General features: G+C 72.4%; 10 protein-coding genes. 5 read left to right on the forward strand and 5 right to left on the reverse strand.

The window, feature by feature from the left end; translation table 11 throughout:
- Positions 1-15 precede the first annotated feature (15 nt).
- Positions 16-801 carry a class I SAM-dependent methyltransferase gene (locus ACWGKJ_RS12715; RefSeq protein WP_385031256.1) on the forward strand — a complete coding sequence of 262 codons (786 nt, stop codon included), beginning with the start codon at positions 16-18 and terminating at the stop codon, positions 799-801.
- A 112-nt stretch (positions 802-913) separates the two neighbouring features.
- Here the strand turns inward: ACWGKJ_RS12715 and ACWGKJ_RS12720 are convergent, their stop codons facing one another.
- Positions 914-1,855 carry a LysR family transcriptional regulator gene (locus ACWGKJ_RS12720; protein ID WP_385031253.1) on the reverse strand — a complete coding sequence of 314 codons (942 nt, stop codon included), beginning with the start codon at positions 1,853-1,855 and terminating at the stop codon, positions 914-916.
- 233 nt (positions 1,856-2,088) lie between these two features.
- Between ACWGKJ_RS12720 and ACWGKJ_RS12725 the strand changes: the two genes are divergently transcribed.
- The 3 genes from ACWGKJ_RS12725 (at position 2,089) to ACWGKJ_RS12735 (ending at position 6,150) form a co-directional block, all read left to right on the forward strand.
- Complete coding sequence (locus tag ACWGKJ_RS12725; RefSeq protein WP_385031250.1) at positions 2,089-2,940, forward strand: enoyl-CoA hydratase/isomerase family protein; 852 nt, start codon at positions 2,089-2,091, stop codon at positions 2,938-2,940.
- A gap of 193 nt (positions 2,941-3,133) precedes the next feature.
- Positions 3,134-4,759 (forward strand): acyl-CoA synthetase, encoded by a 1,626-nt coding sequence (locus ACWGKJ_RS12730; protein ID WP_385031247.1) that lies wholly within the window; start codon positions 3,134-3,136, stop codon positions 4,757-4,759.
- Between the two features lie 29 nt (positions 4,760-4,788).
- Positions 4,789-6,150, forward strand: a complete 1,362-nt coding sequence (locus ACWGKJ_RS12735) for an MFS transporter (protein WP_385031244.1) — start codon at positions 4,789-4,791, stop codon at positions 6,148-6,150.
- A gap of 151 nt (positions 6,151-6,301) precedes the next feature.
- On the opposite strand, the gene ACWGKJ_RS12740 is transcribed toward ACWGKJ_RS12735, so the two are convergent.
- Positions 6,302-6,943, reverse strand: coding sequence for an HhH-GDP family DNA glycosylase (locus ACWGKJ_RS12740; RefSeq protein WP_385031283.1), 642 nt, complete (start codon positions 6,941-6,943; stop codon positions 6,302-6,304).
- A gap of 400 nt (positions 6,944-7,343) precedes the next feature.
- Between ACWGKJ_RS12740 and ACWGKJ_RS12745 the strand changes: the two genes are divergently transcribed.
- Positions 7,344-8,021, forward strand: coding sequence for an HAD family hydrolase (locus ACWGKJ_RS12745; protein ID WP_385031241.1), 678 nt, complete (start codon positions 7,344-7,346; stop codon positions 8,019-8,021).
- A 12-nt stretch (positions 8,022-8,033) separates the two neighbouring features.
- On the opposite strand, the gene ligD (ACWGKJ_RS12750) is transcribed toward ACWGKJ_RS12745, so the two are convergent.
- The 3 genes from ligD (ACWGKJ_RS12750) to ACWGKJ_RS12760 are packed head-to-tail and all read right to left on the reverse strand — an operon-like array spanning position 8,034 to position 10,651.
- The gene (gene ligD, locus ACWGKJ_RS12750; protein ID WP_385031238.1) at positions 8,034-8,954 is read right to left on the reverse strand and encodes a non-homologous end-joining DNA ligase; all 921 of its coding nucleotides are present in this window, start codon (positions 8,952-8,954) and stop codon (positions 8,034-8,036) included.
- A 10-nt stretch (positions 8,955-8,964) separates the two neighbouring features.
- Positions 8,965-9,978 carry a non-homologous end-joining DNA ligase gene (ligD, locus tag ACWGKJ_RS12755; protein ID WP_385031235.1) on the reverse strand — a complete coding sequence of 338 codons (1,014 nt, stop codon included), beginning with the start codon at positions 9,976-9,978 and terminating at the stop codon, positions 8,965-8,967.
- Positions 9,971-10,651: a DNA polymerase ligase N-terminal domain-containing protein gene (locus ACWGKJ_RS12760; protein WP_385031232.1), complete on the reverse strand. Its 681-nt coding sequence runs from the start codon at positions 10,649-10,651 to the stop codon at positions 9,971-9,973. Before ACWGKJ_RS12760 ends, ligD (ACWGKJ_RS12755) begins: the two co-directional genes overlap by 8 nt.
- Positions 10,652-10,697: the final 46 nt, after the last annotated feature.

Raw genomic sequence — 10,697 nt, forward strand, 5'->3', positions numbered from 1 at the left:
GGAGAGAAGCAGCTCATGACGGAGACGACCGCCGGGACGGACTGGCAGGCGTGGCAGGACAGTTGGGACCGCCAGCAGGAGTGGTACATGCCGGACCGCGAGGAGCGGTTCCGGGTGATGCTCGACATGGTCGAGGCTCTGGTGGGCCCCGAGCCCGTGGTGCTCGACCTGGCCTGTGGAACGGGAAGCATCACCGACCGGGTGCTGAAGCGCTTCCCCGGGGCGCGCAGCACCGGCGTCGATCTCGACCCGGTGCTGATGACCATCGCCCGCGGCCACTTCGCCGGGGACGGGCGGGTGGGATTCGTGACGGCCGACCTCACGGACCCCGGGTGGACGGACGCGCTGCCCCATCGCTCCTACGATGCCGTGCTGACCGCGACCGCGCTGCACTGGCTGGACACCGATCCGCTGCGGGCGCTGTACGGACATGTGGCCGGTCTGCTGCGGGAGGGCGGTGTGTTCCTGAACGCCGATCACATGGTGGACGAGTCGGCGCCGCGCATCAACGCCGCGGCGCACGCCTTCCACACCGCGCGCAAGGAACGGGAGCGGTCGGGCGGAGCGCTCGACTGGGCCGCCTGGTGGAGCGAGGCGGCGGAGGACCCCGGGCTCGGCGAGGCCGCGCGGCGCCGCTTCGAACGCTTCGGTGACCCCCGGAACCCGGTCGCCGCGAAGACACCCACCGACCGGCCGACCACCGCGCGCTGGCACGCCGAGACCCTGCGCGAACAGGGCTTCGCCGAGGCACGGCAGGCGTGGTGCTCGCCCAGCGACGCCCTGATGGTGGGGCTGCGCTGACCCGGCGCTGACCGCTTACGGCGGGCGCCCCCGGTGTGCCCACGTACAGAGGCGGGCGCCCCCGACCTGCCTTTACGTACGGGGGCGCGCGCTCCGGCGCGGGGGAGCGGGGTCACGGCGTCGGGCCGATGGGCGGGGTGCCGTCCGCCGTGCCGATCCGGTGCCCGGTGGCGGCCAGCCCTTCCGTGACCGCCTCGGTGAAGGCCGCCACCGCCTCGTTGTGCCGCTGCGCGACCCACACCACCGAGGTCAGCCAGGCCAGCGCCCGGCTGGTGACCGGCCGCCAGATCAGGCCGTCGGGCAGCTGTGTGGCCGGGCTCTCGTTCAGATGGATACCGCGTCCTGCCAGCACCAGCCCGTGGACGAACCCCGGGTTGCGCGCATGCCGGATCGCACCGGGCAGAAACCCCTCGTCCCGGCAGACGGCGAGCATGTGGTCGTAGAGACCGGGCGCCATCTCCCGCGGAAAGATGATCAGCGGGGACCCGTCGAGGTCCCTGAGCCGTACCGGCACTCCGGGCCCGGCCGCGGCCGGATGTGCGGCCGGCAACACCACGCCCAGCTCGCGCCGGGCCACCGGACCCGATTCGAGCCCCACCGTGTCGGCAGGGTGCCGGACCACCGCCACGTCCAGCCGGTCCGACCTCAGCCGTGAGAGCTGTTCGTCGGTGGTCAGCTCGTGCAGGTCGAGCAGGACGTCGGGCACGCGCTCGGAGAAGGCGGCCGTCAGGGTCGGCAGCGCCACCGGATGGGTGTCGGGCGGGAACCCGGCCCGCAGTACCCCCGCCTCGCCCGGCCTGATCCGGCGCATGGCCTCGCGTGCGGTGGCCACCCCGGAGAGCACCGGCCGTACGTGCTCCAGGAGGAGGGCACCCGCCTCGGTGAGCCGCACACGGGGCCGGGACCTGTCGAACAGCTGGACCCCCAGCTCGCGTTCCAGGTCGCGGATGCGCTGGGAGAGCGGCGGCTGGGCCATGTGCAGGCGGCTCGCGGCCCTGCCGAAGTGCAGTTCCTCGGCCAGCACGGCGAAATAGTGCAGATGGCGTAGCTCCATGGCAGGACCATATCGCTGCGATATCGACGGAAGTCGTTATTGGTCTTGGCCCCCGGAAGCCTCCGGCTGCTTGCATGACTGCCACGGACGCCCCGGATCACGGGGCGTGCCGAACGGAACACTCCCTGGTCGTACGGCCCCTCGACGGGCTGTGCCGCCGCGCGCCGGGGAGAGCGACGGCGCACCACGCCTCCGCACGCCGGGGCGCGCGCCGCACGAAGAAAGGGACTCTCATGACGCAGACCGGTACCGACCACCACGGCGACCAGCACGGCGTTCTCGTCACCCGGCACCCGCTCACCGGTGACGGCCAGGACGGCGCCTACGTCGGTGAGGTGGCCCTCGACCGGCCCGCCAAGCTCAACGCCTGGACCGCCGGGGTGCGCGCGGCTCTGGTGGCCGCGCTCGGCGACTTCGGCGCCGACCGGGACTGCCGCGCCGTCGTGCTCACCGGCTCCGGGAGCGCCTTCTGCGCCGGACAGGACCTCAGCGAGACCGCGGCCATCACCCCCGGGGACCACGCGGCCGCCGAGGAGTGGATCGACGACTTCGGACGGCTCTACCGGGCCGTGCGCAATCTCGACAAGCCGACCGTCGCCGCCGTCAACGGAGTGGCCGCGGGCTCCGGCTTCCAGTACGCCCTGCTCGCCGATCTGCGGATCGGGCACGGCGGCATCAGGATGGGCCAGCCCGAGGTGCTCTCCGGCATCCCCAGCATCACCGGCATCTGGGCCATGTGGGACATCCTCGGCCGGGCGAAGACCACGGAGTTCGCCCTCACCGGCCGGCTGGTCGACGGCGTCGAGGCGCACCGGCTCGGCCTGCTCACCCGGCTGGTGGAGGTCGGCGACGCCGACGCCGCCGCCGCGAGCGAGGCCGTGAAGACGGAGGCCCGCGCCGAGGCGGCCCGCCTCGCCGAACTGCCGCCGGGCGCGGTGGCCCTCACCAAGGGCCGGATCCGGGAGCTCGACGAAGCCGCCCTCGACGAGTCGATCAGCGCCGCCAAGAAGGTGCACGTCGCGGCCTACGCGACGGGGGAGCCGCAGCGCGAGATGGCCGCCTTCCTGGCAGGCAGGCGCCGCTGACACCCGCACCGTACGGGGACCCGCTCCGTACGGGGACCAGCTTGGTACCGGGACCCGCTCCGTACCGAGGAACCTTCCGTACCCGGGACCCACCCCGCACCCCTGTCCCGACGCGTACCGGCGAACCTCCCCGTACCCAGGCCCCACCCCGTACCCCCGTCCCGTCCCGTACCGAAGAGAGGAACGACCCCGCATGACCACCCATGTCACGCCGCCGCCCGGTGCGCTCGCCGAGGGCGACCGTGTGTACCGCGGTCTGCTCGACGCCCACCGGTGGGACGTCCCCGCCCGCTACAACATGGCCGCCGATGTCGCCGACCGTCACCCCGGCGACCGGCTCGCCCTCATCTACGAGGACCACACCGGCCGCCGCGACGAGGTGACCTGGAAGCAGGTCCAGGACCGCTCCCGCCAGGTGGCCGCCCATCTGCACCGCATCGGGGTCCGCAAGGGCGACCGGGTGGCGGTTCTGCTGCCGCAGCGCCCCGACACACCCGCCACCTACCTCGGGGTGCTGCGTACGGGGGCGGTGCTGGTCACCATGTCCCTGCTGTGGGCCGACGACCCCATCCGCTACCGGCTGGCCGACTCCGGCACCGAGGTCCTGATCACCGAGGCGGACGCCGTCGGCCGGGCCGGGGACTTCGCCGGCACCCTGGTCGACATCGACGATCCCGCGATCGGCGCGCTCCCCCCGGAGTTCGAGACTGCGGACACGGCGGCCGACGACCCCGCGCTGATCTTCTACACGTCCGGCACGACCGGCGCCGCCAAGGGGATCGTGCACGCCCACCGGACCCTGCTCGGCCACAACGAGTTCCACTTCTGCCACGGTCTGACCATCGGCGACGTGTTCTACGGAGCGGGGGACTGGGCCTGGTCCATGGCCAAGCTGATGGGACCGCTGCGGGCGGGCGCCGTCCACTACGTGCACCGCCCCGCGGCGGGCTTCGACGCGGCCGCGCTACTCTCCGGCATGTCCCGCAACAAGGTCACCACCGCACTCGTGAACCCCACACTCCTGCGCAAGATGATGCAGGACGTCCCCGACGCGGGCCGGCGCCACCCGCAGGCGCTGCGGGTGGTGTGCAGCTCCAACGAGCCCCTCACGTCCGACCTCATCGACTGGTTCGAGGACCAGTTCGGAGTGACGCTCCTCGACTACTACGGTTCCACCGAGTCGTATCCGCTGCTCGGCAACTTCCCCGGTGTCCCCGTCAAGCCCGGCTCCATGGGGCGCCCGCTGCCCGGTTGGCAGGTCGCGCTGCTGGATCCGGACGGCAACGAGGTCCCGCTCGGCGAGACCGGTGAGATAGCCCTGCGGGCCCGCTCCAACCCGCAGTACCCGCTCGGCTACTGGAACCGGCCGGAGGCGAGCGCCACCGCCTTCGGCGGCGAGTGGTACCGCACCAAGGACCAGGCGCACCAGGACGAGGACGGCTACTTCTGGTTCCTGGGCCGCACCGACGACGTCATCAAGACCTCCGGCTACCGGGTGGGCCCCTACGAGGTCGAGGCCGCCCTCCGGAACCACCCCGCCGTGTCCGACGCCGGTGTGGCGGGCGTCCCCGACCCGGTGCGCGGCCAGGCGGTGAAGGCGTGGATCGAACTGGCCGACGGCCACGCGGCGAGCCCCGGCCTGGCGCGGGAGATCACGGAGCATGTCCGCGACAGCTATTCACGGTTCGCCTACCCCCGCCGGATCGAGTTCGTCGACCGTCTGCCGCGTTCGGCGACGGGGAAGGTCCAACGGGCCCGTCTGCGGGACCTGGACAGTGATTCCGGCCGCCGGGCCGACACAGCGGCGTCCGCCGGGTGACCCGACCCGAGAAGAAGGAGGATGGCGCCATGACGATGCATCAGGCACCGGCACCGGGTACGGCCGCCGAGTGCGGTCCGCCCGGCGGGACGCAGGGGCCGGCCGCGCGGGCGACGCGGCGCAGGGTGACCGCCGCCACGGCCATCGGCAACTTCGTCGAGTGGTTCGACTCCGGCGCCTACGCCGTCATGTCGGCGACCATCGCCGGTCTGTTCTTCCCGCAGTACGACAAGTCGGCCGCGCTGATGGCCACCTGGGCGATCTTCGCGGCCGGGTTCATCGCCCGGCCGCTGGGCGCCGCCTTCTTCGGGCGCTACGGAGACCGGATCGGCCGCAACCGGATGCTCGCCCTGAGCGTGCTCTGCATGAGCGGTTCGACCTTCCTCATCGGCCTGCTGCCCGGTTACCGGTCCGTGGGGATCCTGGCCCCGCTGCTCCTGCTGCTCTTCCGCGCGGTGCAGGGGTTCTCGACCGGCGGTGAGTACACCGGCGCCTCCTCCTTCATCATGGAGTACGCGCCGGACGGCCGCCGGGCCCGGTACGCGAGTGCCGTACCGCTGACCGTCGGCGTCGCATCGGTGGCCGGCTCCCTGGCCGGGCTGCTGATCATCGACTCGCTCAGCGAGAGCGCCCTGGACAGCTGGGGCTGGCGGCTGCCCTTCCTGCTCGCCGGACCGCTCGGACTGATCGGGCTGTATCTGCGCAGCCGGCTGGAGGACACCCCGGTCTTCCGGTCGATGGAGCGGAACGACACGGTCCGTAAGGCGCCCCTCCGTGATGCGCTGCGGATCTGCCGCCGGCAGGTGCTGACGCTCTTCGGCTACAGCATCACCAACGCGGTCGGCTACTACCTGATGAGCAGCTACCTCATCTCGTACATGTCCGAGGAGGTCGGCTACAGCAAGTCGGACGCGATGCTCACCAGTGTCATAGCCATGCTCGCCTACTGCCTGGCCTGTCCGCTGACAGCCGCCGCCAGCGACCGCTGGGGGCGCAAACCGATGCTGCTCGTGGCGTGTCTGGGGTTCGTCGTCACCACGCTTCCGGCCTTCTGGCTGATCGGCACCGGCCTGCCGGGTGCCGTCGTGGGGGCGTCCGTACTCGCCGTGCTGGTGGCGGTCATCGGCACGTCGAACGTCCCGGCCATGGTCGAGATGTTCCCCGGCCAGCTGCGCTCCAGCGGCTCGGCCATGGGGTACACGGCGGCGTACGTCCTGTTCGGCGGCACCGCCCCGTTCGCCGCCACCTGGCTGGTCTCCCTGCTGGGTACACCGCTCGCGCCGGGCTACTACCTGATGGTGCTGGCGGCGGTCTCGGCCCTGGTGGTCGTCTTCGCCCTGCGGGAGACGGTCCACCTCCCGCTGAACCGTACGACCGTACGGGAGAGCTGACCGCGGGGACCGGCCGCCCGCGGCCGTCCCCCTGGCAGCGTCCACCCGTACCGGCCGGGCGCACGCCGGTGTGCCGGCCGCGGTGCGCGACCGTATTCCCGGCTTCGCCGCGTGACCGTGCTCCTGGCCTCGCCGCGCGACCGTGCCGCGGTCAGGCGTGCGACCGGACGTCCGCCACGACGTCCTTGTCCAGCGAGGCGCGGACCAGCGCCGCCGCCAGCACCGCAGGGCCGCGGCGATCCTCCGGCCCCGCCTGCTCCGCCAGCTCCGCCAGTTTCGCCGGTGACGACGGCAGACCCAGCTGCTCCGCGCCCTGCAGTGCCTTCTTGTCCAGGTAGGGCGCCGTCTCCGGCCACAGCTCCTGCGCCTCGCGCAGGAAGATGTCGGCGCCTGCCGGGCCGATGCCGGGGGTCCGGCGCAGGCCGTCGCGCAGCGCGCCGAGATCGCCGTCGGCCGACTTGCGCAGCCGCCGCAGGTCGCCGCCGTACGTGTCGAGCAGCAGCTCCGCCCCTTCGCCGAGCTGGGTGGCGGTCCTCTCGTCGTAGCGGCGGTAGCCGCCCTCACCGAGGGCGTCGACGCGCTGCTGCCAGGTCGCTTCGAGCATATGGCGCGGTGTGCGCATGCCGTCCGCGAAGAGCGCCCGCGCGGCCGCCACGGCGACGGACGCCCTGATCCGTGCGCTCAGGAGGTTGCTGAGCACCAGCAGCTGATACAGGGGCTGCGGGGTGTCCCGCAGCCGGATGCCCGCCTCGTCGGCGAACGTCCTGCCGTGCTCCGCGAGCAGGGCCTCCATCGTCTTGCGGTTGTTCACAACCGACCTCTCCTCCTGCGACCGGCACCGTACGGGACGGATCACCCCTCCGGTGCCGCGGCTCGTGTGCTCATGTGCGGGGCCTGCCCGGGGCGGCGGCGTTCACACAGCGCGGCGACCGAGTCCGGGCGGGCACACCACGCACGACTATGGCCACGGGGGCCGGGCGCCGCCACCGCTGGCGCTCCGGCACTTCGCCCGAATGCCGCGTCCGGTGACGCCGCCCGACGGGCGGCGCTCCGATTGCCGCGGGGTGCCCGCCGACGGAGTGTGTGAGGTGCGCCGGGGCAGGCGCAGAGGGTATGCGGCCGCGCACGGCAGCCGACCGCTGAGACCGATCCCCTGAGCCAACGCGTCGGGGCCGCAGAGAGCAGGACGTCATATGGAGCGCGCAGCACTCTTCGATGTGGACGGCACCCTCGTCGACACCAACCACCTGCATGTGGTGACGTGGTGGGAGGCGCTGCGCCAGGCCGGTCACACCGTCCCGATGCCCGCCATCCACCGGGCGGTCGGGCTCGGCTCCGGTGACCTGCTGGAGCACCTGCTCGGCAAGGGCCGGGACCGGGACCAGGACGCCCGCATCAGCGCGGCCCACACCTCGCTGCTCGGCACCTACTTCGAGCGGCTGCCCGCGTTCCGCTCGGCGGGCGAACTGCTGCGCACTCTGGCCGGACAGGGCTGGCACATCGTGCTGGCCACCTCGGCGAGCGGTCCCGAACTGGATGCCCTGCGGCGCGCCATCGACGCCGACGACGCCCTCTCGGACACAGCAAGCTCCGACGACGTGTCCGAGGGGAAACCGGCCCCCGAGCCGGTCCGGCACGCGCTGGAACTCGCCGGAGTCCCCGCTTCCCGGGCGGTGTTCGTCGGGGACACGGTCTGGGACATGGAGGCCGCGTCGCGGGCCGGGGTTCCGGCCGTCGCGCTGCTGTGCGGCGGTATCCCGCAGGCCGACCTGGAGCGGGCCGGGGCGGCACATGTCTACCGGGACCCCGCCGATCTGCTCTCCCGGCTCGACCAGAGCCCGTTCGGCGCCGCCGCCGGCCGCATGCCGTGACCCGGACGCCGGTCAGCGCAGCCTGTCCAGCCTCCGCCGCGCCGCCACGACGGAGCGCCCGCGGCCAAGACCCGTCCAGGGCTTGGACCGGGCGAGGTCCACGACGGCGTCCACATCGCGCAACGACCAGCTCCGGGAGGTCAGTCCGGGGTCATCGAGGCGGTCCCAGGGCAGCGGTACGGCGACCGGCCCGCCCGGCAGGGCCCGTACCGACCACGGGGCGACCGCGGTCTGGGCGTAGGCGTTGCGCTGGACATCCAGGTAGAGGCGGCCGCCACGCGCGTCCTTGCGTACGGCGGTGGTGAGCCGGCCGGGGTCGCGGGCCGCGAGGATGTCGGCCAGCTCCCTGGCGAAGGCACGGCAGCCGTCGAAGTCCGTGCGCCCGTCGAGCGGGACCGTCACATGCAGCCCTCTGGAGCCGGTGGTCATGAGCATGGAGGGAAGCTCCACCTCGTCCAGCAGCTCCTTCGCCAGGCGAGCGGCGTGGCGCACCGCCTCGAAGTCGTTTCCCGGCGGGTCCAGGTCGAGGACCAGCCGGTCCGGCCGGTCCGGATGCGCGGTGGTCGACAGCCAGCGGTGGAAGGTCACACAGGCCTGGTCGGCGAGGAAGACCAGGGTCGCTGCGTCGTCGCAGACGGTGTGCCGGACGGTGCCGCCCTCCTTGGCGACCTCGGCGGTGTGCAGCCAGTCCGGATAGTGGTCCGGTGTGTCCTTCTGCATGAAGTGCGGCTGCTCGGCGATCCCCTCGGGGTGGCGTTCCAGCATCAGCGGCCGCCTCTTGAGCTCGGGCACCATGTACCGGGCGATCCGCCGGTAGTACTCGGCGAGGTCCGCCTTGGTCAGACCGCCGTCCTCGGGGAAGAGCACCTTGTCCGGCCGGTGCACCGCGACCGTGCGCCGGCCGGCGCGGACCCGGTATGTGTCGTCGTCCATGGCTGTTCCCCTACCCCTTCTGCGGTCGTTCCCGTACGACATCCGTAGCGGCCTTGTCCTGCCGGAGCCCCAGGAAGCGCGGGTGGCGGAGCATTCCGTCACGGGTCCACTCGGTGAAGCCGACCTCCGCCACGAGGACGGGCTCGACCCAGTGGGCGCCGCGTTCCCGTACGGCCGGGCGGAACGGCGATGTGCGGGTCTCCAGCGCATCGAGCCGGGTACGGAGCTGTGTCAGGGCCCTGTGGTCGAACCCGGTTCCCACCTTGCCCGCGTAGATGAGGCTGCCGTCGTCGTAGTGGCCGAGGAGCAGAGCGCCGAACCCGTCGCGTGCCCCGGCGGGCTCCGTGAAGCCGCCGATCACCAGTTCCTGGCCGTGGGCGCACTTGAGCTTCAGCCAGTCGGGGGAGCGCCGGCGCTGGTAGCGGCTGTCGGCGCGCTTGGCGATGAGCCCCTCCCAGCCCCGGCCGCAGGCCTCGTCGAGCCGCTGCTGTCCGCCCTCGTTGCGGTGCGGGGTGAAGCGCAGGGGCGGCCGGAAGCCGAACGCGCGTCGCAGCAGGGACTTCCGGGTGCGCAGGGGGAGCCGGGTCAGATCGATCCCGTCCAGCCGGAGCAGGTCGAAGACGTAGTAGGTCACGGCGACCCCGCTGGCCCGTGCCCGGCGCGGATCGGTGAGCTGCATACGCTGCTGGAGGCGGGCGAAGTCGGTACGGCCGTGGGCGAATGCGACGATCTCGCCGTCGACGGTGAAACCGTCGGCCGACTGCCCGGCGAGCGCCTCGGTGATCTCCGGAAACCCCGACTGCATCGTACGGCCGGTACGGGAGAGCAGACGTACCCGGTCCTCGTCGCGGGTGGCCAGGGCCCGCATCCCGTCGAGCTTGCGCTCGAAGAGCCAGCCCGGGCCGAAGTCGCGGCGGTCGGTCAGGACGGCGCGCATCGGATCGGCCGCCGACTCAGGGGCGGCCGGCGCGACGGCCAGCAGCCGCTGCTGGTCATCGGGGAGGGCCCTGAGCAGGTCATTCATCCGTGGCCCCGAGGTCCTCCACGGCCGTCTCCGGCTCCTCGTCGGCGACCTGCCCCAGGGTGCGCCCGCTGAGCGCGGAACGGGCCCGCTGCGGGTCGGGGGCGGGTCTGCCGTCGGCACGGGCGTCCTTCTTCTTGACCAGCAGCCAGGACTCACGTTCCGCGGAGTCACCGCCTCCGCGGAAGCGGGTGAGCGCGTAGGCGCCGTGCAGTTTGGACCCGTCGAGGCGGAAGGTCGCGTGACCGTGTTCCAGCGCCTCGGCGAACGTACGGCCCTTGTCCCCGGTGCTGCCCGCCAGCGGTTCGTAGGTGCCCTCGTCCCAGACGATGACCGTTCCCGCCCCGTACTCGCCGTGGGCGATCACGCCCTCGAAGGTGCGGTACTCCATGGGATGGTCCTCGGTGGGCACCGCGAGTCGCTTGTCGTGCACATCCGCTGACGGACCCTTCGGCACGGACCAGGACTTGAGGACTCCGTCGACCTCCAGACGGAAGTCGAAGTGCATTGACGAGGCGTCGTGGATCTGGACCACGAAGACGGGCTTCTCGCCGGCCTCCGTGCCCTGGCCGCGCGGCTCACGGGTACGGTCGAAGTGACGTTTGCCCCGGTATGTGGACAGTTTGCCGTTGCCGTTGCCGTTGCCGTTGCCGTTGCCGTTGCCGTTGTCGCTCACGCCTGCTGCCTCCTGCGGGACGGCTGCCAGCTCCTCCTTCACTGTG

The organism is Streptomyces sp. NPDC054757 (assembly GCF_053612185.1).